Origin of the sequence: Streptomyces sp. NPDC044571, from assembly GCF_040647115.1 — a bacterium.
Lineage (GTDB): Bacteria > Actinomycetota > Actinomycetes > Streptomycetales > Streptomycetaceae > Streptomyces.
In genome coordinates this window covers 26,526-50,150 of record NZ_JBEZBN010000002.1, presented here as the reverse complement: position 1 = coordinate 50,150, position 23,625 = coordinate 26,526, and the positions used below count along the sequence as shown (strand labels likewise).

The 23,625-nt window shown below is 72.3% G+C and carries 24 protein-coding genes and 2 pseudogenes; 13 read left to right on the top strand and 13 right to left on the bottom strand.

The window, feature by feature from the left end; genetic code table 11:
• Window positions 1–6: 6 nt before the first annotated feature.
• Window positions 7–687, bottom strand: a complete 681-nt coding sequence (locus AB0B01_RS01390; RefSeq protein ID WP_361711830.1) for a GntR family transcriptional regulator — start codon at window positions 685–687, stop codon at window positions 7–9.
• A 144-nt stretch (window positions 688–831) separates the two neighbouring features.
• Window positions 832–2,196, bottom strand: a complete 1,365-nt coding sequence (locus AB0B01_RS01385; protein ID WP_361711828.1) for an aspartate aminotransferase family protein — start codon at window positions 2,194–2,196, stop codon at window positions 832–834.
• A 213-nt stretch (window positions 2,197–2,409) separates the two neighbouring features.
• Between AB0B01_RS01385 and AB0B01_RS01380 the strand changes: the two genes are divergently transcribed.
• The 9 genes from AB0B01_RS01380 (at window position 2,410) to AB0B01_RS01340 (ending at window position 11,621) form a co-directional block, all read left to right on the top strand.
• Window positions 2,410–3,129, top strand: coding sequence for a type 1 glutamine amidotransferase family protein (locus AB0B01_RS01380; RefSeq protein WP_361711826.1), 720 nt, complete (start codon window positions 2,410–2,412; stop codon window positions 3,127–3,129).
• Window positions 3,122–3,622 carry a MarR family winged helix-turn-helix transcriptional regulator gene (locus AB0B01_RS01375; protein WP_361711824.1) on the top strand — a complete coding sequence of 167 codons (501 nt, stop codon included), beginning with the start codon at window positions 3,122–3,124 and terminating at the stop codon, window positions 3,620–3,622. The genes AB0B01_RS01380 and AB0B01_RS01375 overlap by 8 nt, the downstream gene beginning before the upstream one ends.
• 422 nt (window positions 3,623–4,044) lie before the next feature.
• Entirely contained in the window at window positions 4,045–5,088 is a 1,044-nt protein-coding gene (locus tag AB0B01_RS01370; RefSeq protein WP_361711823.1) for an alpha/beta hydrolase, read from the top strand.
• Window positions 5,081–6,295 carry an acyltransferase gene (locus AB0B01_RS01365; RefSeq protein ID WP_361711821.1) on the top strand — a complete coding sequence of 405 codons (1,215 nt, stop codon included), beginning with the start codon at window positions 5,081–5,083 and terminating at the stop codon, window positions 6,293–6,295. Before AB0B01_RS01370 ends, AB0B01_RS01365 begins: the two co-directional genes overlap by 8 nt.
• Before the next feature lie 10 nt (window positions 6,296–6,305).
• Window positions 6,306–7,613, top strand: coding sequence for a sensor histidine kinase (locus AB0B01_RS01360; RefSeq protein ID WP_361711819.1), 1,308 nt, complete (start codon window positions 6,306–6,308; stop codon window positions 7,611–7,613).
• On the top strand, window positions 7,610–8,290 hold the full coding sequence (locus AB0B01_RS01355) for a response regulator transcription factor (protein ID WP_361711817.1): 681 nt from the start codon (window positions 7,610–7,612) through the stop codon (window positions 8,288–8,290). The genes AB0B01_RS01360 and AB0B01_RS01355 overlap by 4 nt, the downstream gene beginning before the upstream one ends.
• A gap of 87 nt (window positions 8,291–8,377) precedes the next feature.
• A complete protein-coding gene (locus AB0B01_RS01350; RefSeq protein WP_361711815.1) occupies window positions 8,378–9,712 on the top strand; it encodes a histidine kinase in 1,335 nt (444 codons plus the stop codon).
• Window positions 9,709–10,383, top strand: a complete 675-nt coding sequence (locus tag AB0B01_RS01345; RefSeq protein ID WP_361711813.1) for a response regulator transcription factor — start codon at window positions 9,709–9,711, stop codon at window positions 10,381–10,383. Before AB0B01_RS01350 ends, AB0B01_RS01345 begins: the two co-directional genes overlap by 4 nt.
• A gap of 35 nt (window positions 10,384–10,418) precedes the next feature.
• Window positions 10,419–11,621, top strand: coding sequence for a cytochrome P450 (locus tag AB0B01_RS01340; RefSeq protein ID WP_361711811.1), 1,203 nt, complete (start codon window positions 10,419–10,421; stop codon window positions 11,619–11,621).
• A 219-nt stretch (window positions 11,622–11,840) separates the two neighbouring features.
• Here the strand turns inward: AB0B01_RS01340 and AB0B01_RS01335 are convergent.
• A pseudogene (locus AB0B01_RS01335) lies at window positions 11,841–12,376 on the bottom strand (ABC transporter permease); the annotation flags it as partial.
• Window positions 12,373–13,275: an ABC transporter ATP-binding protein gene (locus tag AB0B01_RS01330; RefSeq protein WP_361712052.1), complete on the bottom strand. Its 903-nt coding sequence runs from the start codon at window positions 13,273–13,275 to the stop codon at window positions 12,373–12,375. The pseudogene AB0B01_RS01335 and the gene AB0B01_RS01330, both read right to left, overlap by 4 nt.
• Between AB0B01_RS01330 and AB0B01_RS01325 the strand changes: the two are divergent.
• Window positions 13,228–13,650, top strand: a pseudogene (locus tag AB0B01_RS01325) (MarR family transcriptional regulator). The gene AB0B01_RS01330 and the pseudogene AB0B01_RS01325 sit on opposite strands and share 48 nt — an antisense overlap.
• Window positions 13,651–13,679: 29 nt before the next feature.
• Here the strand turns inward: AB0B01_RS01325 and AB0B01_RS01320 are convergent.
• Complete coding sequence (locus AB0B01_RS01320; RefSeq protein WP_361712051.1) at window positions 13,680–14,498, bottom strand: diacylglycerol kinase; 819 nt, start codon at window positions 14,496–14,498, stop codon at window positions 13,680–13,682.
• Window positions 14,499–14,682: 184 nt separating this feature from the next.
• Here AB0B01_RS01320 and AB0B01_RS01315 point away from each other — a divergent pair, with 184 nt between their 5' ends.
• Window positions 14,683–15,966 (top strand): adenylosuccinate synthase, encoded by a 1,284-nt coding sequence (locus tag AB0B01_RS01315; RefSeq protein ID WP_361711809.1) that lies wholly within the window; start codon window positions 14,683–14,685, stop codon window positions 15,964–15,966.
• 55 nt (window positions 15,967–16,021) lie between these two features.
• Here AB0B01_RS01315 and AB0B01_RS01310 read toward each other — a convergent pair whose 3' ends face one another.
• Entirely contained in the window at window positions 16,022–16,612 is a 591-nt protein-coding gene (locus AB0B01_RS01310) for a TetR/AcrR family transcriptional regulator (RefSeq protein WP_361711807.1), read from the bottom strand.
• A gap of 92 nt (window positions 16,613–16,704) precedes the next feature.
• On the opposite strand from AB0B01_RS01310, the gene wrbA reads away from it, so the two are divergent.
• A complete protein-coding gene (wrbA, locus tag AB0B01_RS01305; protein WP_361711805.1) occupies window positions 16,705–17,316 on the top strand; it encodes an NAD(P)H:quinone oxidoreductase in 612 nt (203 codons plus the stop codon).
• Window positions 17,317–17,364: 48 nt separating this feature from the next.
• Here the strand turns inward: wrbA and AB0B01_RS01300 are convergent, their stop codons facing one another.
• The 3 genes from AB0B01_RS01300 to AB0B01_RS01290 form a co-directional block, all read right to left on the bottom strand.
• Window positions 17,365–17,838: a carboxymuconolactone decarboxylase family protein gene (locus tag AB0B01_RS01300; protein ID WP_361711803.1), complete on the bottom strand. Its 474-nt coding sequence runs from the start codon at window positions 17,836–17,838 to the stop codon at window positions 17,365–17,367.
• Window positions 17,839–18,108: 270 nt separating this feature from the next.
• Entirely contained in the window at window positions 18,109–18,348 is a 240-nt protein-coding gene (locus tag AB0B01_RS01295) for a DUF397 domain-containing protein (protein ID WP_361711801.1), read from the bottom strand.
• Window positions 18,345–19,199, bottom strand: coding sequence for a helix-turn-helix transcriptional regulator (locus AB0B01_RS01290; protein WP_361711799.1), 855 nt, complete (start codon window positions 19,197–19,199; stop codon window positions 18,345–18,347). Before AB0B01_RS01290 ends, AB0B01_RS01295 begins: the two co-directional genes overlap by 4 nt.
• Window positions 19,200–19,324: 125 nt before the next feature.
• On the opposite strand from AB0B01_RS01290, the gene AB0B01_RS01285 reads away from it, so the two are divergent.
• Window positions 19,325–19,810: a hypothetical protein gene (locus tag AB0B01_RS01285; protein ID WP_361711797.1), complete on the top strand. Its 486-nt coding sequence runs from the start codon at window positions 19,325–19,327 to the stop codon at window positions 19,808–19,810.
• Here AB0B01_RS01285 and AB0B01_RS01280 read toward each other — a convergent pair.
• The 4 genes from AB0B01_RS01280 to AB0B01_RS01265 form a co-directional block, all read right to left on the bottom strand.
• Window positions 19,735–20,619: an alpha/beta hydrolase gene (locus AB0B01_RS01280; protein WP_361711795.1), complete on the bottom strand. Its 885-nt coding sequence runs from the start codon at window positions 20,617–20,619 to the stop codon at window positions 19,735–19,737. The genes AB0B01_RS01285 and AB0B01_RS01280 overlap by 76 nt on opposite strands.
• A gap of 167 nt (window positions 20,620–20,786) precedes the next feature.
• Complete coding sequence (kynU, locus tag AB0B01_RS01275; RefSeq protein ID WP_361712050.1) at window positions 20,787–21,974, bottom strand: kynureninase; 1,188 nt, start codon at window positions 21,972–21,974, stop codon at window positions 20,787–20,789.
• Between the two features lie 64 nt (window positions 21,975–22,038).
• Entirely contained in the window at window positions 22,039–22,884 is an 846-nt protein-coding gene (locus AB0B01_RS01270; protein ID WP_361711793.1) for a tryptophan 2,3-dioxygenase family protein, read from the bottom strand.
• 255 nt (window positions 22,885–23,139) lie between these two features.
• Window positions 23,140–23,553 carry a DUF3151 domain-containing protein gene (locus AB0B01_RS01265; protein ID WP_361711792.1) on the bottom strand — a complete coding sequence of 138 codons (414 nt, stop codon included), beginning with the start codon at window positions 23,551–23,553 and terminating at the stop codon, window positions 23,140–23,142.
• Between the last annotated feature and the right edge of the window lie 72 nt (window positions 23,554–23,625).

The following is a 23,625-nucleotide window of genomic DNA, read 5'->3' as shown; positions in this document are numbered from 1 at the left end:
CGTCGCTCATGCGTCCGCCGTCCGCAGCCCCGCGGCCCAGTCCAGGCCGTGCTGGTTGTAGGCGTGCACGAGGCGGCGCACCTCCTCGGCGTCCGCGCGCGTCACCGCCTCGACCAGCTCGCTGTGGCCGGACCACAGCCCGGCGTGCGGATCGGCGGCCGCCTTCAGGTGCGGCACGGCGAAGACCCAGCACTGCACGCGCAGCCGGTGGAGGAACTCCGAGATGTACATGTTGCCGACCAGCCCGCTCAGCTCCCTCCAGAAGCGCAGGTCGTAGCCGATCAGCACTTCGAGCGAACCGCTCTGAGCGGCCCGACACGCCTCCTCGGCCCGACGGCGCACCGACACCAGCCTTTCGCCGGAGCCGGGCGCGATGCCGCGCTCGACGAGCCGCCGGAAGATCCCGTCCACGACGAGCGTACGGGCCTCGATCATCCCCCGGTAGTCGTCGACGGAGTACACCCGGACGCGGAAGCCCCGGTGCTGCACCAGCTCCAGCAGTCCTTGGGCCGAGAGGTCCACGAGTGCCTCGCGTACGGGCGTCGCGGAGACCTCGTACTGCTCGGCGATCTGCTTGACGGTGAACTCGGTCCCCGGCGGCAGGCGTCCCGCGAGCACCTCGTCACGCAGCGCGTCGGCGATCTGCTGGCGAAGTGTGTTGCGGGTGACAGCGCCGCTGCCTGGCATAGGGGTCCGTCTCCTCCGTAGAACTTCGGACACCTTAGGCCAGGCAGCGCGGCCGAAACCGATCGTGTGAGAGCCGTTATACGGCGGATGCCACCCCTTGCCCGGACGGACCCCGTCGTCGGGACGAGGTCCGCATCCGGGTGGTCACCCGCCGGTGGTGTGCCGGTCCGCGACCGTCAGCGCCTCGTCCAGCAGGGCGAGGCCCTCCTTCGCCTCGGCCTCCGTGATGGTGCAGGGCGGGACCACGTGCGTCCGGTTCATGTTGACGAACGGCCACAGGCCCGAGGCCTTGCAGGCCGCCGCGAATTCGGCCATCGGCGCGTTGTCCGCACCGGCCGCGTTGTACGGGACGAGCGGCTCGCGCGTCGACTTGTCCCGTACGAGTTCCACGGCCCAGAAGGCGCCCAGACCCCGGACCTCGCCGACCGAGGGGTGCCGCTCGGCGATCTCGGCGAGCGCGGGGCCGATCACGTTCTCCCCGAGGTGGGCGGCGTGCTCGACGACGCCCTCCTCCTCCATGGCGTTGATGGTGGCCACCGCGGCGGCGCAGGCCAGCGGGTGGCCCGAGTACGTCAGTCCGCCGGGGTAGGGCCGGGTGGCGAAGGTCTCGGCGATCGCGGCCGAGATGGCGACGCCGCCGAGCGGGACGTAGCCGCTGTTCACACCCTTGGCGAAGGTGATCAGGTCGGGCGTGACGTCCCAGTGTTCGGCGGCGAACCAGCGGCCCGTGCGCCCGAAGCCGGACATGACCTCGTCGAGGATGAAGACGATGCCGTGGCGGTCGCAGAGCTCGCGGACGCCGGCGAGGTAGCCGGGCGGCGGGGTCATGATGCCCGCGGTGCCGGGCACGCTCTCCAGGATGATCGCGGCGATGGTCGCCGGTCCCTCGAAGGCGATGGTGTCGGCGAGGTGCGCGAGCGCGCGCTCGCACTCCTCGGCCTCGGTGGTGGCGTGGAAGGGCGAGCGGTAGAGGTACGGGCCCCAGAAGTGCACGACGCCCGCGGCGGCGGTGTCGGAGGGCCAGCGGCGCGGGTCGCCGGTGAGGTTGATCGCGGCGGCGGTGGCTCCGTGGTAGGAGCGGTAGGTCGAGAGCACCTTGGCGCGGCCCGTGTGCAGACGGGCCATCCGTACGGCGTTCTCGACGGCCTCGGCGCCGCCGTTGGTGAAGAAGACCTTGTCCAGATCGCCCGGCGTGCGCTCGGCGATGAGGCGTGCGGCCTCGGAGCGGACGTCGACGGCGAAGCCGGGGGCGAGGGTGCAGAGCCGGGCGGCCTGCTCCTGAACGGCGGCGACGACCTTGGGGTGCTGGTGGCCGATGTTGGTGTTGACCAGCTGGGAGGAGAAGTCGAGGTAGCGCTTGCCGTCGTAGTCCCAGAAGTACGAGCCCTCGGCCCCGGCGACGGCGAGCGGGTCGATCAGGGCCTGGGCGGACCAGGAGTGGAAGACGTGGGCGCGGTCGGCGGCCTTGACGGCCGCGCCGTTGGCGCCGGTGGCGACGTGAGGGGTCATGCGGTCACGCTAAAAGTACGCAGGTGAGGAGGGATATCGGCGGATTGTATGGGGGTGGGGGCCGGGCCTCGGCAGTCTGTCGCCACCGGTCGCCGCCATTGACAGCACGCTGCCTTGATGACAGCCTGCTGTCATATCGGGGTGCGGCGACAGACCTACGAGGGCTCACAGAGCCGAGAGAGTTCCGAGAGCCCCGGACTGGAGGCCAGGACGATGAAGACGACATCGACGGCGGGCGCGGGGACGACCACGGGCGCCGACGCGGGCGCGGGGAGGAGCACGGGGGCGAGCGCGGCCGCGGAGACGACGCCGAGCAGGAGGACGACGGTCCACCTGGCGGTCTATGACACGTACGCGGACTGGGAGACCGGCCACACCACCGCCCACCTCACCCAGCGCGGCTACGCGGTCCGTACGGTCGGCCCCGCCACCGAGCGACCGGTCACCACCATGGGCGGCGTCCGCATCCAGCCCGACCTGGCCCTCGCGGACCTGGCCCCGCAGGACTCGGCGCTGCTGATCCTGACCGGCGCCTCCCTGTGGGACTCGGGCGACGAGCTGGCCCCCTTTACGGCCAAGGCCCGGGAGTTCCTGGCGGCGGGGGTCCCGGTCGCGGCGATCTGCGGAGCCACGGCGGGGCTGGCCCGGGCGGGGTTGCTGGACGGGTACGCCCACACCAGCGGCGCCTCCTTCTACCTGGCGCAGCAGCCCGGTTACGGCGGGGCCGAGCGGTACGTCGAGGCCGACGCCGTGACGGACGGCGACCTCATCACGGCGGGGCCGACGGAACCGGTGGCCTTCGCCCGGGAGGTCTTCGCCCGGCTGGGGGTCTACGAGCCGGAGGTGCTGGACGCGTGGTACCGCCTGTTCCACGACTCGGACGCGAGCGCCTACCCGGTGCTGATGGCCGCATCGGAGCGGGGCGATGCCTGAACCGCGCGGCGTGGCGGCCCTCTCCACCCGGGCCCGGCAGGACCTGCTGAGCCGTACCGCGCTCGGGATCTTCGGGTTGAACGGCCGCTTCCTCGCCCTCTCGGAGGAGCTGGCCCGGCCGGCCGGGCTGACCGCGGCGTGGTGGCAGGTGCTGGGCGCGGTGCTCGGGGAGCCGCTGCCGGTGGCGGGCATCGCCCGGGTCATGGGCATCACCCGGCAGAGCGTCCAGCGCGTCGCGGACCTGCTGGTGGCCAAGGGTCTGGCGGAGTACGTCCCGAACCCGGCCCACCGGCGTGCGAAGCTGCTGCGCCCGACGGAGGAGGGCCGCGCGGCGATCGCGCGCGTCGGCCCGTCCCACGCGGCCCTGGCGGACCGGCTGGCGGAGGCGCTGGGCGAGGAGGCCTTCGCGGAAACGGTCCACACCCTGGACCGCCTGGCCCAGGCCCTGGACACCCTGATGGGCTTCCCGGGGGAGGACCCGGCCGGGAGGTGAGTCGCTGCGGGCCGGGGCGTGCGGCCGGGTGGGGCGGGTGGCCGGCCGGGAGGGGGCCCGGTCGGGGTGTGCGGCCGGGTGGGGAGGGTGGCCGGGCCGGGAGGGTGACCGTCGGCGGCGAAGTCGGCCGCGCGCACTTCATCGCCGTGCACGGCGATGAGGCGTTCTCCGACGAGAGATCCGTCACCTCCTGCGCATCCTCGCCGACGGCGACCTCGTCGACAGTCCGGGGAACCCCTTCCCGGTATGAACTCCCCGCCTGGCGGCTGCCTCTCAGGTATGCCCTGTCATACCTGAGAGCCATGTCGAAAGGCGGCTCCGCAGCAGGACGCCGACGAGGCCCCTCAATTCCTAACTTCGAGACCGGAGACAGCGCGACGAGCGCCAACTCCTCTGGACCGAGTGAAGGAAGAGAGACCGCGATGAGCCGCCCCGAAGGTTTCGGCGAGGTAGAGGTACAGGACGCAGCCCGCCGCCCCCGCGGTCCCCGACGCGCCCGCGGCCGTCTTCGCCGCACCCTGCTGGCCGGCCTCGTCGCCGCGGCCGTCGTGGTCCCGGTCACCGCCGCCGCCTCCCCCGACGTCCCGGCCCCCGTGCCCGCGGCCGTCGCCGAGTGGGCTCCCGCCCCGTCCGTGTACGCCGCCCATCTGGCCAATCTCGCGCAGGCCGCCCGCATGGCGCAGGACGCGGGCCGTACGGGGCGTGCCGCGAAGCTCCGGGCCATGGAGGCCGGCGGGACGGCCCGGTTCCTCGCCTTCGACGGCCGCGGCCGGGGCCGGGCGGTCGAGGTGTTCGGAGATGTGGACACCGCCGACCGGATCAGCGTCCTGGTGCCCGGTTCCGATACGACACTGGACACCTACCAGAGGTTCCGTGCCGGGGCCCTCGCCCTGCAGCAGCGCCTCCAGGCCGAGCATCCGCGCTCCGCCGTGGTCGCCTGGCTCGGGTACGACACCCCCGGCACGGTCAGCACGACGGTCCTGAGCGCCGACCGCGCGGACCGGGCCGCCGGTGAACTGGGCCCGTTCCTGTCCCGGTTGCAGCAGCGCACCGCGCCGGACGCGCGACTCTCCCTGCTGTGCCACTCCTACGGATCGGTGGTCTGCGCCCGGACCCGGACCGGCCCGAAGGTCACCGACATGGCCCTGTTCGGCAGTCCGGGTACGGGCTCCGGGTCCGCCGCCGCCCTGCCGACCGGGGCCCGGGTCTGGGCCGGGCGGGGCGGCGCGGACTGGATCGGCCACGTGCCCCATGTGCGGCTCGGCGGGATCGGCTTCGGCACCGACCCGGTCGACCCGGCCTTCGGGGCGCGGGCGTTCGCCGCCGGCCCCGGCGGCCACAGCGACTACCTGAAGCCGGGCAGTCCGTCCCTCGACAGCCTGGCCCGCATCGTTCTCGGAACCGCCGCCACGGCCCCCCGCACCGGCACCGCCACCACTGCCCTCCGGGAGGTCCCCCGTGCGTAAGCTCCGCGCCCGCTGGTCCGTCCTCGCGGACCGGGTGGACACCGCCACTCCGGCCGGCCGTGACCGCACGGTGGACGCCCTGCGCGCCTTCGCCATCCTCGGGGTGGTGCTCGGCCACTGGCTGGTCACCGCCCTGACCACGGCCAACGGCGGTCTGAGCACCACCAGTCCGCTGGCGCACATGCCCTGGTTGGCACCGGTGTCCTGGGTGTTCCAGACGCTGTCCGTGTTCTTCCTGGTGGGGGGTCATGTCGCCGCCCGCGGCCACGCCTCGGCCCGGGAGCGCGGCGTGTCGTACGGGCTGTGGGTGGGGCAGCGGCTCTCGCGGCTGTTCCGGCCGGTCGCGGCCGTGCTCGCCCTGTGGGCCGTCGCGGCGGGCGGCATGCTGCTCGGCGGGGCGGAACTGGGCACCGTGCAGACGCTGCTCAAGCTCGTCCTGTCCCCCTTGTGGTTCCTCCTCGTGTTCACCGCGCTCACCGCCGCGACCCCGCTCGTGGCCCGGCTCCACCCCGTGTGGCCCCTGGCCGTGGTGGCCGCCGTGGACCTGGGGCGGTTCGGGCTCGGGGCGCCCGAGTGGATCGGCTGGATCAATGTGGCCGCAGGCTGGCTCGTCCCCTTCACCCTCGGTGCCGCCTGGTCGCGCGGGGCCTTCGCCCGGCGCACCCCGGCCGCGGTCCTGCTGGGCGGAGGAGTGGCCGCCACCGCCGCCCTGGTGGTGTGGGGCGGGTATCCGGCGTCGATGGTGGGTGTCCCCGGCGCCGCGGTGTCGAACCTGAACCCGCCGACGCTGGCGGCCGGGATGTTCGGCCTCGCCCAGTGCGGGCTGGCCCTGCTGCTGCGCGAGCCGCTGGCCGCGGCGATGCGCCGGCCCCGTGCCTGGGCCACGGTGGCGCTGGTGAACCTGTCCGCGATGACGATCTTCCTGTGGCACCAGACCGCGATGATGGCCGTCACCGCTGTCGGCCTGCTGGCTCCCGCCGACCTGCCGGGCCTGCACACCGTGCCCGATTCCCCCCAGTGGATAGCCACCCGGCTGCTGTGGCTGCCGCTCTTCGCCGCCGCACTGGCGGTGTGCTGGGCCGCGTTCCGTACGTACGAGCAGGCGCGTCGGCGCCCGGAGCGGATGACGCCGTCCCGGCCGGACGCGGCGACCGGCACCTTCCCCCGCCCCCGGGCGGCCTCCGACCTGGCGGTCCGCCATGCCTAGGGTGGACGACGTGACCGTGACCGAGGAGAGCGCACACCCCGCCGTGCCCGCAGCCGGGGCCGCCCGACGCCCCCTGGCCCGGGAGCTGTTGACCATTCGGCGGGACCCGCTGCCGCGGATGTCCCGGCCGCGGTGGCTGGCCTGGCTGCCGCACGTGGTGGTGGGGTACCTCGCGCTGTTCTTCGGGGTGCTCACGGTCTTCCAGCTCTCGGAGGTCTACGGGGTCACCGGTGACACGGCCACGGCCTCGGTCCTGACCGGTGCGGCCGTCCTGCTCGCGCTGTTCCGTCCGATCGCCGCCTGGTGGCTCTCCCTGGCAGCGGCGGGGCTGGCCGCCTGGCAGATCTACGACCACATGGGCCAGGGCCAGATATGGCCCTGGATGCCGGGCAGCCTCTTCCCCTTCTCGACGGTGCTGCTGCTGGTCGCCCTGCGCGTGCCGCCCAGGGTGACCGTCGCCGTCGTGGGCATTTCCATCGTCCTCAGCGGCACGGCCGATGTCCTGTGGCATCCGGACGGCTCATCGACCAGTACCCCGGCGGCCGCCCTGCTCTTCGGCTTCGCCGGCCTCCTCGGCTATGCACTGCGCGCCACCCGGCTGGCCCGCACGAAGCTCGTCGAGCAGGAGACGCTCACCGAGGAGGAGCGGGCCCAGCGCACCCTGCTGGAGGAGCGCAGCCGGATCGCCCGCGAGCTGCACGACGTCGTCGCCCACCACATGTCGGTGATCTCCATCCAGTCGCAGGTCGCCCCGCACCTGGTGGAGAACCCGTCCGAGGAGCTCAAGGAGAATCTGGCCGGCATCCGGGAGAACGCCCTGGAAGCCCTCACCGAACTGCGCCGGGTGCTGGGCGTACTGCGCTCCGAGGACCCCGGGGATCCCGCCCATCCCCACCATCCGCAGCCCACCCTCGCCGAGCTCGACGGCCTCGTGGACAACGTCCGCAGCGCCGGGCTCGACGTCACCACCGAGATCGCGGGCATCCGGCGGCCGCTCGCCCCGGGCGTCGAGCTCACCGCGTACCGGATCGTCCAGGAGGCGCTGAGCAACTGCCTGCGTCACGCGCCCGGTTCCCGGGTGGAGGTCGGGATCGCGTACGGGCCGCGTGAGCTGCACCTGTGCATCGCCAACACCGCCCCGACCCGGCCCGCCCCGCCCTCGCCCGGAGCGGGGCACGGGCTGCTGGGGATGCGCGAGCGGGCGGGCATGCTGGGGGGCGAGTTGGCCGCCGGCCCGTGCCCTGGCGGCGGGTACGAGGTGAGCGCCGTACTCCCGATGGATCCCCAGCCGAAGACCAAGACCGAAGAGGACGCATGAGCACTCCGGCCGACCCGATCAGGGTGATGATCGCCGACGACCAGATGATGGTCCGGCAGGGTTTCACCGTCCTCCTCAATGCCCAGCCCGACATCGAGGTCGTCGGCCACGCCGTGGATGGCGCCGACGCGGTGGTGCGAGCCGGTGAACTGTGCCCGGACGTGGTCCTGATGGACATCCGCATGCCCGGGATGGGCGGTATCGAGGCCACCTCCGTCATCACCGGCGAACCCGGCGCCACCGTCAAGGTGCTGGTGCTGACGACGTTCGACCTCGACGAGTACGTGTACGAGGCGCTGCGCGCCGGGGCCTCCGGGTTCCTGCTCAAGGATGCTTCGGCGGACCAGCTCGCGGAAGCGGTCCGGGTGGTGGCCGCCGGGGAGGCGCTGCTGTCGCCGAACATCACCAAGCGGCTGATCACCGAGTTCTCCCGGATGGGCGCGCCTCGGGCGCCGTCGAAGGCGCGGCTGGGCGAACTGACCGAGCGGGAGACGGAGGTGCTGTCGCTGATCGCGCAGGGCCTGTCCAATGCGGAGATCGCCGGGCACCTGGTCGTGGCCGAGCAGACGGTGAAGACCCATGTGGGCCGGATCCTGGTGAAGCTGGGCCTGCGGGACCGCACACAGGCCGCGGTGTTCGCGTACGAGACGGGTCTGGTCCGCCCGGCGGGGTACTGAGGCCCGCGGGTAGTACCTGAGAGGGAGGCCGCGGAATCCCCTTCAGCGGCGACGCGGACGAGGGAGGCGGCGGCCTACGGTGTGGATATGACCGAGACCCCCGGGGCGACCCCCCGCACACCCGAGTTCCGGCTCGCTTCGGGCCTGTTCGAGAGCCTGCGCCAGGATCTGATCACGGACGCGTTCGCCTACCGGCCGCTGCCGCCGATCCGGACGGACGGGCCGCTGACGCGGCGGCTCCCCAAGCGGATACGGCCGCGCGCGGCGTACCTGCCGCATGCGGTCGTCTGCGCGATCGCGATGATCGTGGTACCGACCTCGGCGACCTCCGACGAGTATGTGTGGCCGCCCGCCGCCCTGATGCTCGGGCTGATCGCGGCCGTCCCGGTTCTGATGACCCTGGTGCGCCCCGTGGGGGCGTTCTGGTCGGCGCTGACGGCCACGCTGGTGCATGCGCTGGCCGCCCCCCATGCCTTCACCTGGCCGTGGTCGCCGGGCGCCTTCGTCTCCTGTCTCGCCGTGGTGACCATCGTGGCCCTGCGGACACGTCCCCGCACGGCTGCGTGGATGTGGCTGATCACGCTGGCGTTCGGGTTCCTCGTGCCCATCGTGGTGGGGCGCAGCCAGTCCGCCGATGTCGCGCCGATGGCCTTCTTCCTGACGTTGGCCCTGCTGGTGGTCACGGTCCGCAACACCCGTAAGGAGGCCGCACGGGAAGTCAGCGCCCAGCAGGAGGTGACCGCCGTCGAGCGGGATCGCCGCACCTTGCTGGAGGAGCGGACGACGATCGCCCGGGAGCTGCACGATGTGGTGGCCCACCACATGTCGGTGGTGGCGATCCAGGCGGAGGCCGCGCCTTACCGGGTGAAGAATCCGCCCGCCGAGCTGGAGGCCGCGTTCGCCACCATCAGGGAGAACGCGGTGGCGGCCCTGACGGAGCTGCGCCGGGTGCTGGGCGTGGTGCGGTCCGCGGACTACGAGGCCCCGGACGCCCCGCAGCCGACGCTGGCCTCCTTGGACGGGCTGCTGGCCAATGTGCGGGAGGCCGGTCTGCGCGTGGAGAAGACGGTGACGGGCGCGGTGCGGGAGCTGCCGCAGGGCGTGGAGCTGTCGGCGTACCGGATCATCCAGGAGGCCCTGAGCAACACCCTGCGCCATGCGCCGGGGGCCGCGGCTGGGGTGGAGGTCTCCTACGTCCTGGGCGGCCTGGGGATACGGGTCTTCAATGAGGCGGCGACCGGGGATGTGCGCCCCTCGCAGGGCGCGGGGCACGGGATCACTGGGATGCGCGAGCGGGTGGCCATGCTGGAAGGGGAGATGACGGCCGGGGCGACGGCGGCCGGCGGGTACGAGGTGGCGGTGTTCATACCGGTGCGGGGCCGGCAGGACGCGGCGACGGAGAGCGTGCGGGAGCCGGCATGACGATCAGGGTGTTGATCGTCGACGATCAGATGATGGTCCGCGAGGGGTTCTCCGTCCTGCTGAACGCGATGGACGGCATCGAGGTGGTGGGGGAGGCGGTGGACGGCCGCGAGGCCGTCGCCCGGGTGGCGGCGCTCCGGCCGGACGTGGTGCTGATGGACATCCGGATGCCCGTGATGAACGGCCTGGAGGCGACGCGGGAGATCGTCGCCGCGGCTGCGCTTCCCGGGGCGGCGGACACGAAGGTGCTGGTCCTGACGACCTTCGACCTCGACGAGTACGTGTACCAGGCGTTGCGGGCGGGGGCGTCCGGCTTCCTCCTCAAGGACGCCTCGGCCCGCCAACTGGCCGAAGGAGTCCGGGTGGTGGCCTCCGGCGAGGCGCTGCTGGCCCCGACGGTGACCAAGCGGCTGATCCTGGAGTTCTCGAAGCTGTCGGCCGCACCGAGGCTCGCGGACCCGGCAGGGATATCGGAGTTGACCGAGCGGGAGACGGAGGTGCTGGTGCTGATCGCGCAGGGGCTGTCCAATGCGGAGATAGCGGTCCGGCTCATCGTCGCGGAGTCGACGATCAAGACGCATGTCAGCCGCATCCTGGTGAAACTGGGCCTGCGGGACCGCACACAGGCGGCGGTCTTCGCCTACGAGACCCGGCTGGTGACCCCGGCGTAAGGGGAAGGGGGGACCGGGCGGCCTAGAGTGCGGGCATGGGCTTTGATCCGTGGGATGCCGCGTTCGTCGCCGACCCCTACCCCGCCTACCGGGAGTTGCGGGAGCAGGGCCGGGCCATCTGGTCCGAGGCCACCGGCCAGTGGCTGGTGCCGCACTACGCGGACGTGAGTGCACTGCTTCGGGACCGGCGGCTCGGGCGGACCTACTTGCACCGCTTCTCGCACGAGGAGTTCGGGCGGCAGGCGCCGCCGGTGGAACACGAGCCGTTCCATGTGCTCAACGGGAACGGCCTGCTGGACCTGGAGGACCCGGCGCACGGGCGGGTGCGGCGGCTGGTGTCGAAGGCGTTCACCCCGCGCACGGTGGAGCGGCTCGCGCCCGCCGTGGAGCGCCTCGCCGGGGAGCTGGTGGGCCGGCTCCTCGCGGACGGCGGCGGGGACCTGCTCAGCGCCGTGGCGGAGCCGCTTCCGGTGGCGGTGATCGCGGAGCTGCTGGGTGTGCCGGAGGCGGACCGGGGGCTGCTGCGGCCGTGGTCGGCGGCCATCTGCGGGATGTTCGAGCTGCGGCCCGACGGGGAGACGGCACGGCGGGCGGTCCGGGCGAGCGTGGAGTTCAGCGCCTACCTGCGGGAGCTGATCGCGGAACGCCGCAAGGAGCCCGGCGAGGATCTGATCTCCGCGCTGATCGCCGCGCACGACGAGGAGGGCAGGCTCAGCGAGCAGGAAATGATCTCCACCTGCGTGCTGCTGCTGAACGCCGGACACGAAGCCACCGTGAACACGACCGTCAACGGCTGGTGGGCGCTGTTCCGCCACCCGGAGCAGTTGGACGGCCTCCGCGCCCGTCCCGAAAACTTGTCCACAGCTGTGGATGAACTCATGCGCTTCGACACACCCCTCCAGATGTTCGAGCGCTGGGTCCTCGACGACATCGAGATCGGGGACACGGCCATCCCCCGCGGAGCCGAGGTCGCGCTGCTCTTCGGCTCCGCGAACCGCGATCCCGCACGCTTTGAGGACCCCGACCGACTGGACCTCGTACGGGCGGACAACCCCCACCTCAGCTTCGGGGCCGGGATCCACTACTGCCTGGGGGCGCCACTGGCCCGGCGCGAGCTGACGGCCTCGTTCGGGGCGCTCCTCGCAGCCTGGGTCCCGCCCCTGCGACTCGTCCGGGAGCCGCAGTGGCAGGACGGCTACGTGATCCGGGGCCTGCGGGAACTCCTGGTGGAGTTCTAGATCCAGGCGGGTCAGGGCGTCGCCGGCGCGGCCCCCGCCGCCCGGGGTGCTCCCTACGTCTGGGCGATCAGGTCGCGGCGGCGGAGGGCGGTCAGGCCGGCCGCCAGGAGGACTGCCGCCAGGAGGGTCAGGGTCACCGGCGGCGCCCAGGCCAGGGCTTCCGCCCGGCAGGAAGCTCATGCCCAGGTCGCGGCGGCCGGCCAGCGCGTACGCGGCCGCCACCTGCACCGCCACGGCCGCGGCGAACAGCAGGCCGGTGGCGCCGATGCCGAGTCCGAGGGCCGCCGCATCGACCGCGCCCCGCCCGGCGAGTCCGGCCGCCACCAGCAGGGCGGCCCCACCGTTGGCGGCCAGCGCCGCGAGCAGCGCGGCGGGCGCGGGGCACGCCGCCCCACCGCTCCCGCGCCGACCAATTCCTGACGGCCCGTCTCCTCTTCCTCGCGGGTGTGCCGGACCACGACGACCAGGCTCGTGATCCCGGCCAGCAGCCCGGCGAAGACCCCGCCCCGCCATGCGGTCAGCGCACCGATCGAGTCCCCGAACACCGGCCCGTACAGGGCGCGGAGCGAGCCGTTGGTGCTCATCGCGGCGAGGAGCGTGGCCCGTTCGGCGGTCGTCCCGTACGTCGATTCCAGTGCGGCGGGCAGACTGAGCACCGTCAGCGCCACGACCGTGATCCAGACCGGCAGCATGACGCGGTCCCGGCGCAGGGCGAGGCGCAGCAGCGTCCCGGTGCCGGCGAGTTGGTCCCTCATCGCGATGCGCCTGCCTCGCTCTGCGTGCCGCCGTCGCCGCCATGGCTCCCGCCGCCGTGGCCGTCGTCCGCGTAGTGCCACAGGAAGAGCTCCTCCAGCGAGGGCGGAGCCGAGGTCAGCGCGCGCACGCCGGAGCCGGCGAGCGAGCGCAGTACGGCGTCCAGCGTGTCCGTGTCGGCCTGGAGCCGCACCTTCCGCCCCTGCACCCGGAGGTCGTACACGCCCGGCAGCTGCGCGAGGCCGTTCGGCGGGCCGGCGAGCTCGGCGCTGATCGTCGTACGCGTCAGGTGCCGGAGCTCGGCCAGGGTGCCGGTCTCCACCGTGCGGCCCTTGCGGACGATGCTGACCCGGTCGCAGAGGGCCTCGACCTCGCTGAGGAGGTGCGAGCTGAGCAGCACCGTGCGCCCGGCGGCGCGGGCCTCGCCCACGCAGCGACGGAAGACCTCCTCCATCAGCGGGTCCAGGCCGGAGGTGGGTTCGTCGAGGATGAGCAGTTCGGCGTCGGAGGCGAACGCGGCGACCAAGGCGACCTTCTGACGGTTGCCCTTGGAGTACGTGCGCCCCTTCTTGGTCGGGTCGAGGTCGAACCGCTCGATCAGCTCGGCGCGGCGCGCGCGGTCGAGGCCGCCGCGCAGGCGCCCGTAGAGGTCGATGACCTCGCCGCCGGAGAGGTTGCGCCACAGGGTGACGTCGCCGGGGACGTAGGCGACGCGGCGGTGCAGCCGTACGGCGTCGGCCCAGGGGTCGCCGCCGAGGAGCAGAGCGGTCCCGGTGTCGGCGCGCAGCAGGCCGAGCAGGACGCGGATGGTGGTGGACTTGCCGGCCGCGTTGGGACCGAGCTCGCCGGGCAGCTGACCGAGGCGGGCATGCAGCGGATGGCGGCGCGCGTCTTCGCCCAGCTGCCGGCGAGCGACGACGGGGCTATGACCTCGGCCGAGCTGGGCGAGGCGCTGCAGATCAGCCCGGCGGCGGTGTCGGGGGCCGTGTCGTACCTGGCGCAGGTCAACATGGTCAGCCGGGAGCGCGAGCCCGGTTCCCGGCGGGACCGGTACGTGCTGCACGACGAGCTCTGGTACGAGACCTTCACCCGGCGGGACCAGGTCCTCAGCCTCTGGGAGTAGACCCTGCGCGAGGGCACGGCCGGTCTCGGCGCCCACACCCCGGCCGGGGCGCGGGTGGCGGAGACGGCGGCCTTCTTCGAGTTCATGCAGAAGGAACTGCTGGGCCTGATGGACCGTTGGCGCGCCCACCGCGCCACGCTGGACCTGTCCTGAGCCCCCGCGAAGCGACCCTGGCCGCCCCGTCAGCGCGGCAGCGGCAGGGTCAGGCTCCACGCCGCCCGGCGCAGGGTCCACGTGCGCCGGCGCACCGGGCCCACCACCACCGCGTCCGCCCGGTAGCGGAAGTCCGCGCCCGAGACCGTCACCGACTCCGCCCGCGCCCTGACCGCCGAGCCGCCCGCCCGCACGACCACCTCCACCAGCGCCTCCCCGGAGCCGCCCGCCGGTCTCGGGACCAGCGAGACGCCCTCCACCAGCCGGTCCACGTCCGCGAGCACCACCCCGTCCGCCTCCACCCGCAGCCGGTGGCCGACGGCGGGGACCGGCACCAGCGTCCGCACCAGGGAGCGGTACGCGCTCCACACCGACGGCCGCCCCGAAGCCCGCAGCCCGGATCCGGTCGGCGGAATGCGGATCCCGCCCAGCACCACCCCGTCGCTGTCGTCCACCAGCAGGTCGCACGCCCGGACGCACCCGTCCAGGACCGAGCGGGCCGCGGAGACCGCCGACAGGGGGACGCCCAGCGAACCGGCCAGCCCCAGCGACCCCGCGTGCCCCACCGGAACCAGCGAAACGGCCCCCTCGCCGAGCCCCCGCTCCCGGTGCAGCAGCCCCACGGCCCGCACCAGCGCCCGGTCGTCGCCCACGATCACCGGCCTGCGATGGCCCCGGCGGGCAAGCGCCCGCGCAAACTCCTCAGGCGAATCCGGGAGGCAGATTTTCGCCGCCGCCCCCGCCGACAGGACATCTTTCGCGATCCGCACGGACTCGCCGTCAAGACGGCGGGCGACCGGGTCGACGAGCACGAGCAGGCCGCCGACCGGCGCGCCCGCATGGCTCATGGTGGGCTCTGGAGCCGACACCTCGGTCCTTCCTCGGGTAGCATCTTTGTGCAAGAGGCCCTTGCGCTATTGCGCCAGGGCCTTCGTCTATTCCGGGGTACCGGTCCGACGGCTCAGCCTGCGGTGTACATCGTCGTACGCCCCCTGACCTTGGACATGCCCCATCCGGAAGAGGTGTACGCCTGTGCCCGCTCTTGTGCTGCTCGGAGCTCAGTGGGGTGACGAGGGCAAGGGAAAGGCCACCGACCTGCTCGGTGGATCCGTTGATTATGTGGTGCGCTACCAGGGCGGCAACAACGCCGGCCACACGGTCGTCGTAGGCGACCAGAAGTACGCGCTCCACCTCCTCCCTTCCGGCATCCTCTCCCCCGGATGCACCCCGGTCATCGGCAACGGCGTCGTCGTCGACCCGTCCGTACTCCTCTCCGAGCTGCGCGGGCTCAACGAGCGCGGCATCGACACGTCCAAGCTGCTGATCAGCGGAAACGCCCACTTGATCACGCCGTACAACGTCACCCTCGACAAGGTCGGCGAGCGCTTCCTCGGCAAGCGCAAGATCGGCACGACCGGCCGCGGCATCGGCCCGACGTACGCCGACAAGATCAACCGCATCGGCATCCGCGTCCAGGACCTCTACGACGAGTCGATCCTCCAGCAGAAGGTCGAAGCGGCGCTGGAGGGCAAGAACCAGCTCCTCGCCAAGCTCTACAACCGGCGAGCGATCGACGCCGCCGCGATCGTGGAGGAGATGCTCCAGTACGCGGAGCAGATCAAGCCTTACGTCGCCGACACCACCCTGATCCTCAACGACGCGCTCGACGAGGACAAGGTCGTGCTCTTCGAGGGCGGCCAGGGCACGCTGCTCGACGTCGACCACGGCACGTACCCCTTCGTCACCTCCTCGAACCCGACCGCGGGCGGCGCCTGCACCGGTACGGGCGTCGGCCCGACGAAGATCAGCCGCGTCATCGGCATCCTCAAGGCCTACACGACCCGCGTCGGCGCGGGCCCGTTCCCGACCGAGCTGTTCGACCAGGACGGCGAGGACCTGCGCCGCATCGGCGGCGAGCGCGGTGTGACCACCGGCCGCGACCGCCGCTGCGGCTGGTTCGACGCGCCGATCGCGCGCTACGCCACCCGCGTGAACGGCCTGACGGACTTCTTCCTCACCAAGCTGGACGTGCTGACCGGCTGGGAAGAGATCCCGGTCTGCGTCGCGTACGAGATCGACGGCAAGCGCGTCGAGGAGCTCCCCTACTCGCAGTCGGACTTCCACCACGCGAAGCCGATCTACGAGAACCTCCCCGGCTGGTCCGAGGACATCACCAAGGCCAAGACCTTCTCGGACCTCCCGAAGAACGCCCAGGCGTACGTGAAGGCCCTGGAGGAGATGTCAGGCGCCCCGATCTCCGCGATCGGCGTCGGCCCCGGCCGCACCGAGACGATCGAGATCAACTCGTTCCTCTAGCAGGACCACCCGGAGGGGCGGTGCGCAGGCTGCGCGCCGCCCCTCCGGCGTACCGTCAGCCGCCGAGCAGCGCGTCGATCGCATTCTTGATGCGGTCGGTCGACACTCCGCGGTTCACCGTGAGGTGCTCGAAGAGACTGGGCGCGAACGGCGCCAGCAGCAGGTGCGCCATGACCGCCGCGTCCGCCTGCGGACGGGTCTGCCGCACCAGCATCGTGACGTGCGTGTGCATGGTCAGGTACGCGCCGCTGCCGTAGCGGGCGCCCGGCGACGCGGCTTCGGCCGCGGCCATCACCGCGCGGTGCTCGACCAACCGCTCGGCCTGCGTGTGCAGGAACGCCCGCAGCCGCTCCTCCGGCGGCGCCTCGGGCCCCAAGGGCGGCGGCCCGCTCAGGAAGGCCTGCTGGAACCGCTTCTCGTCGTCGTCGAGCAGCGCGTAGAGCAGTCGGCTGACATCGCCGAACCGCCGGTAGACCGTGCCGACGCCCATCCCCGCGGCGTGCGCGACCGCGTTCATGCTGACGGCGTCCGGCCCCTGTTCGGCGACCAGCTGCGCCGCCGCGTCCAGGATCTTGCGCCGGTTGCGCGCGGCGTCCGCCCGCTCGGGCGGAGCCTGCCCCGCGACGGGGAGTTCGATGCGGCTCATGGACAGAGGCTACCGGACCCCCTTGCAAACCGGATTCTCATCCGCTTAACTCTCATTCAAACGGATAGCAATCCACTTAACGGAGGACTCCCATGAGCGCCAAGGTCGCAGTCATCTACTACTCGTCGACCGGCAACGTCCACGCCCTCGCGAGCGCGGTCGCCGAGGGCGCCGAGAAGGCGGGGGCCGAGGTCCGCCTGCGCCGGGTGCCCGAGCTCGCCCCCGACGCCGCCATCGACTCCAACCCCGCATGGCGCAAGCACGTCGAGGCCGCCAAGGAGATCGAGGTGGCCACGCTCGACGACCTCACCTGGGCCAACGCCTACGCCATCGGCTCCCCGACCCGCTACGGCAACATCGCGGGCCAGCTGAAGCAGTTCCTCGACACCACCGGTGGCCTCTGGCAGCAGGGCGCCCTCGCCGACAAGCCGGCCACCGGCTTCACCAGCGCGCACAACGCCCACGGCGGCAACGAGTCCACGCTGCTCGCCCTCTACAACACCTTCCACCACTGGGGCTCGGTCATCGTCGCCCCCGGCTTCACGAACCCGGCCGTCTTCAGCGCCGGCGGCAACCCGTACGGCACCTCGCACCCGGGCAGCAGCGGCGAGGTGACCGAGGAGACCCTGGCCGCCGCCCGCTACCAGGGCGAGCGCCTCGCGAAGTTCGCCGCCCGCCTCGCGGCCACGACCGACCTCACCTGACGGCCGGACCACCCGTCCCGCGGCACGCCCACGGGACGGGTCCCTTGCTCAGCCGAACTGGCCGGGCTGGTAGTCGCCCGCGGGCTGCTGGATGATGACGTTCATCCGGTTGAAGGCGTTGATGAGGGCTATCAGCGACACCAGAGCGGCAAGCTGCTCCTCGTCGTAGTACTTGGCAGCGTTCGCCCACGCCTCATCGGTCACGCCACCGGCCGCATCACCGAGCCGGGTCCCCTGCTCAGCCAGCTCCAACGCCGCCCGCTCGGCGTCGGTGAAGACCGTGGCTTCCCGCCACGCCGCCACCAGGTGCAGCCGCACCGAGGTCTCACCGGCCGCGGCCGCGTCCTTGGTGTGCATATCAAGACAGAAGCCACAGCCGTTGATCTGACTCGCGCGGATCTTCACGAGTTCCTGAGTCGCGAGCGGCAAGGCCGAGCCCTCCAGCGCCTTGCCCGCCGAAACGAAGTGCTTCAGGACCTTGCCGGCGGTGGGGCTGCCGAAGACGTTCAAACGGGCGTCCATGGTGTGCTCCTCTTGTCGATGGCTACACACACATGACCGAACAGCCCCGCGGAATGTGACAGCACAAAATGTGACCTGCGCCACTCCCTGACCACCGCCCGCAGACGCCGGCCCCGGGGTGCACGCAGCGATCGGATGCGCCGGGAGCGAGCACGGTCGATAAGGAAGGAGCGAACGGCCACCACCGACAGGCTGTCGCCCCGCCCACCCCCTCCCCACCTCCCCCGGTGGAAGGGGGTTCCTCCCTGATGCCGGGTGCGCGTCTACGGGTCAGCGCGCCGCCCAGGCGGCGAAGTCGGCCCAGGCGGTGGGGGCCACCGCGAAGGCCGGGCCGAGGTTCTTGGAGTCCCGCACGTGCACGGCGTGCGGGCACGAAGCCACCTCGACGCAGGCGCCCCCGGCGTCGCTGCTGTAGCTCGACTTGTGCCAGTCGTAGGCCACCTCGACGCAGTCGCCGCCACCGCTGTCGCTGTAGCTCGACTTGAACCACCGCAGGGTGCTGGTGCTCATTTCCGCTCTCCCGCCAACCGCTCGATGAGACAAAGGGATTCATCGGGACTCAGTGCCTGTGCGCGGATCTTCGCATACCGCTGGAAGAGCCGGGACACCTTGGCACGGTTACTCACGAGGATGCCCTCGTCCTCGATCTCCAGGTAGACGACGTGGTCGTGGTCCTCGGTCTCCACCAGCTTCATCGGGCCGCGGTCGCCCGCATAGCTGCCCTTCAGACCGCGGTCCCGGGGCAGGACCTGCACAGTCACGTTGTCGCGCTGTCCGTCCTTGACCAGCGAGAGCAGTTGGCCGCGCATGACGTCCCAGTCACCGAATGGGCGCGTGAGGACGCCTTCCTCGATGATCAGCTCGATCATCGCCGTCGGGTCGCGGTCGAAGAGCTTCTTGCGGGCCAACCGGGCCTCCACCAGCTCCTCCGCCTTGGCCTCCGGGACAGGCGGATAACCGCCCTTGATCAGGGCACGCGCGTACTCCTCGGTCTGGAAGAGTCCGTCCACGATCAGCGTTGCATACGACGAGATCATGTGAGCCGAAGCTTCCATCTTCGAGAAGTTCCGGAAGCGCACCGGGTACTTCTCCATCAGGACGTACTTGCGCGCCACTTCGAAGATCCCGCGCCCGTCCCCGACCCCCTCTTCCAGGCGTTCCAGCATCTGGTCGCTCGGCGGCTGCGCCCCGGTCTCCACGGCACTGACGGCCGAGCCGGTGTACTGGATGAGGCCGCCCAGGTCCTCCTGGGTCAGGCCCTTCTCCAGCCGCACGATGCGGGCGATCTCGGCGATGAGGGACGTCGCGTGCCGTACGTCCTCCTCCTTGCCCCTGTCCTTGTTGCCGTCTGCCCTGGGCAATGCGAACACCCCCGAACTCAAACGAACTCAAACGGTCTCAACCACAAAGCAGCCCCGTCCCAGAGTTCTGAACGCTCAAGTCCGGGCTATGGAAAACGCTAGACCCGGCCCCTCAGACTCGTCTCATGAACACAGAAAGTCACGGGCCGCACACGCTCAACTCCCCCACTCCCAGCTGGGTTCCAGCCACCGGCATCGGATTCCGCAAGGCAGGAGTGCTATTTGACGCCGTACGTGTGGACGGTGACATGGGGCGGGATCTCGCCGACCTCCTCGTCACGCTCACTGGCGGTGACCCCGGGCCGATCGTCGTACAGGCCAACGGGCGGCGGCCCGTGTACTTCCTCGTGGCCGTCGGGAGCGCCGCGTACCGCGTCTGGCCCGCCGGGTTCACCCGGCTCAGCTCCGGGCCGCGGCGGACCACCTACATCCCCGTCCCGGCGCGGGACGGCGCCTGGCCCCTGGCCTGGCGGTGTCCGCCCACCGCCGAGGGCCGCTTCGTACACGCCCTGCTCCTCTACCGGGCCGCCGGGCTCTACCAGGCCAGCTGCGAGATCTCCTCCGCCACCACCGCACAGGCGTCCGCCGCCGGGTCGATCAGCGGGAAGTGACCGACGCCGTCGAGCAGGGTCAGGCCCACCGTCTCCCCGGCCTTGGCCGCCGCGGCCACGTACGACTCCGCGACCCTCGCCGGGACCACGATGTCCTCCCGCCCGTGCACCACCGCCGTCGCGATGCCGGTCGGCAGCAGGGCCGCCGGGTCCGCGTACGGCGCCCGCTGCGCCCAGTGCTCCTGCCCGCCCAGCAGCTGCGCCGACGCACCCCCGCACACACCCAGCTCCTCCGCCACCTCGAAGTCCGAGATGGGGGCCAGCGCCACCACGCCGCGCAGCAGCGGCGGGGAAGGCAGCCTCCAGCCGGCCGGGGCGTCCGCAGGGAGGACGTGCCGGGCGGCCGCCCACAGCGCGAGCTGACCGCCCGCCGAGTGGCCGGTGAGCACCGTACGGCGCACATCGGCCTGCGGGAGGGCCGCCGAGGCGAGCTTCGGGAGGGCGTCCATCGCCGCGGCGACGTCGTCGAAGGTTTCCGGCCACCGGCCGGCCACCGGACCCCCGGTGCCCTGCTGCGGTACCGAACGGCCGCGCCTGTACTCGACATTGGCCACCGCGAAACCACGGCGGGCCAGGAAGTCCACCAGCGGCGTCACGTGTTGCCGGTCGTACGGGGCGCGCCATGCGCCGCCGTGCAGGACCGCGACCAGCGGGGCGGATCCGGTCGCCGGCTCCGTCCGCGGCGCGTAGAAGTCGATCACCTGGTCCGGGTGCTCCCCGTACGCCGCAGTCGCGTCCGGGGGGACCGGCGGGTGGGCGAAGGCCGAGGCGGCCTCAGCGGCGTCCCGTTCGACTGCGGGGTCCGTCATCGGCTCAACCTCTCGGTAACGCGTGGGACTGGTGGTCCGGCAGAGCGGGACCGTACCAGGCTGGAACAGGACGTTCCGTGAGAGGTCCCGCCTGTGGCCGGAAAGTGCGGAGGCGGACGGGAGCCACAGCCCCGCCCGCCCCTGTGAGGTGACGTTTCACCCCGCCGTCACCCGAAAATGTGACCCAGTGTCCGGGCCGCCCGCTCCGCGTCGGCAAAACCGACGTACAGCGGCGTGAAGCCGAAGCGGAGGACGTCCGGGGCCCGGAAGTCCCCGATCACGCCACGGGCGATCAGCTCGTCCATCACCTCGCGGGCGTTCTCGGTGCGCAGCGAGACCTGGCTGCCGCGCCGCTCGTGCTCCACCGGCGTGACCGATTCGACCCGGCCGGCCGGCACGTACGCCGCCACGCACTCCAGGAAGAAGTCCGTCAGGGCCAGCGACTTGGCCCGTACGTCTTCCACCGCCACCCCGTCCCAGGCGTCGAGGGCCGCCTCCAGGGCCAGCATGGACAGGATGTCCGGGGTGCCGACCCGGCCGCGGACGGCGCCCTGCGCCGGCGCGTAGTCCGAGGTCATCGCGAAGGGGTCCGCGTGGCCGTTCCAGCCCGGGAGGGGGGAGTCGAAGGCGGCCTGGTGGCGTTCGGCGATGTAGAGGTACGCCGGTGAGCCGGGTCCGCCGTTGAGGTACTTGTACGTACAGCCGACCGCGAGGTCCACGCCGTGCGCGTCCAGGCCGACGGGCAGGGCACCGCCGGAATGGCACAGGTCCCAGACGATCAGGGCCCCCGCCGCGTGCGCCGCAGCCGTCAGGGCCGGGAGGTCGTGGAGGCGGCCGGTGCGGTAGTCGACGTGGTTGAGGAGGACGACGGCGGTGTCCGGGCCGATCGCCCCCGCGGCCTGCGAGGGGTCGACCGGCGTGACGGTCAGGCCGGTCATCCGGGCGGCGGACGCGGCGATGTAGCCGTCCGTCGGGAAGGTGGACGCATCGACGAGCAGCTGCGTCCGGCCGGGCCGGGCCAGGCGGGCGGCGCCGACCAGGGCCTTGAAGAGGTTGACGCTGGTCGAGTCGCCGACGACCACCTGGCCGGGGGCCGCGCCGACCAGCGGGGCTATCTTGTCGCCGATCCGCTCGGGGGCGGTCCACCAGGTGCCGGTGCTCCAGGAGCGGATGAGCTCGCCGCCCCACTCGTGGGCGACGACCTCGGCCACGCGCTGCGCGACGCCCTGCGGGAGGGCACCGAGGGAGTTGCCGTCCAGGTAGACGACCCCGTCGGGGAGGGTGAAGCGGTCGCGGAGCCCGGCCAGGCCGTCTGCGGCGTCCAGTTCGGAGGCCCGGGCCTCCAGGCCGGTCATCGCGGCGGTCCGGGCCGCCGCTCCGGCCGCCCCGGTCACCGTGCTCATCGTGGTCATCGCGGTCTCAGACATGGCTGCGCGCCGTCCACAGCTCCGGGAAGACGTTCTTCGTGGCGCGCTTCTCCAGCCAGGTCACCCCGGCCGAACCGCCCGTGCCCGTCTTCGCGCCCATCGCCCGGCGCGTGGCGACCAGGTGGTCGTTGCGCCAGCGCCACACGAGCTCCGCGACGTCCGTGAGGACCTCGCCGAGGCGGTGCAGGTCGTGCTGCGCGTCCGGGTCCGCGTACAGAGCGGTCCACACGGCCTCCACCTCCGGCGAAGGCTCGTAGCGCTGGGAGAGGTCGCGGTCCAGGACCGACGCCGGGACCGGCAGGCCGCGCCGGGCCAGCAGGCGCAGGACCTCGTCGTACAGGCTCGGCTCGTACAGGGCCTTCTCCAGCTCCGCGTGGACGCGCGGGGCGCCGCGGTGCGGGACCAGCATGGAGGCCGACTTGTCGCCGAGCAGGAACTCCATGCGGCGGTACATCGCCGACTGGAATCCGGATCCCTCGCCGAGGGCGGACCGGTAGGAGTTGAACTGGGCGGGGGTGAGCTGGGCCAGGGGGCGCCAGGAGGCGTTGAGGGCTTCCAGTTCGCGGAGGGATCGTTTCAGCGCGTCCATCGCAACGGGGACGCGGTCCTCGCGGAGGGCCTTCGCGGCCGTCTCCCACTCGTGGACGATGACCGTGAACCACAGCTCCATGACCTGGGTCGTCACCAGGAAGACCATTTCGCCCGGATCGTCCGAGCGCAGGTGCTGGAGGTGGGTGAGGACGTCCGCCTGGACGTAGTCCTCGTACGGGGTCGTGCCGTCGAAGTCGAGGTTCGGGGTGTCCGAACCGGCTCCGGAGGCATCAAGGGTGTTCGACATCGCTGTCTCCTCGACACGTGCTTCCGGGTAGCGGTCCGCTCCTTCCGATGGGTGAGTGGAGCCCCGGTCCCCTGCCCGCATCATAGGACCGGTTCCCGGGCCGCCTCCAATGGGAGGTGACCGGGGTCACATGCCTTTTCGGCCACGCGGGCAGGCTCCCGGGCAGGCCGGGACCCGTGCGGGCCCCGGCCGTACGGCCGGAATTCCGGCTCAGGCGCTGTTGAGCGGCCGCTCAGGCGCCGTTCGAGCGGCCGCTCAGGCGCCGAGGGCGTCCGCCGCCGTCGCGGACGAATCGCGCAGGAAGGTCGAGCAGCGCTCGTACTCCTCCTTCTCGCCGATGGCCTCGGCGGCGCGGGACAGCGCGTACAGGGCGCGCAGGAAACCGCGGTTGGGCTCGTGCTCCCACGGCACCGGGCCGTGGCCCTTCCAGCCGGCGCGGCGCAGGGCGTCGAGGCCGCGGTGGTAGCCGGTGCGGGCGTACGCGTACGACTCGATCGTGCGGCCGGCTGCGAACGCCTCGTCGGCGAGGGTCGCCCAGGCGAGTGAGGAGGTGGGGTGCGCGGCGGCCACCTCGACGGCGGGCGTGCCCGCGGCGAGGGCCTCGCGGCCGGGCTCGTCGGGGAGGTGGGTGGGGGCGGGGCCCCCGAGCAGGTTCTCGTGAATGGACATGGATCAAGTCTGGGGCATCCGGGCGACGGGCCGCAGGCAGCAGGGCCCGCAAGCAGCCCGGCCCGCGGGCAG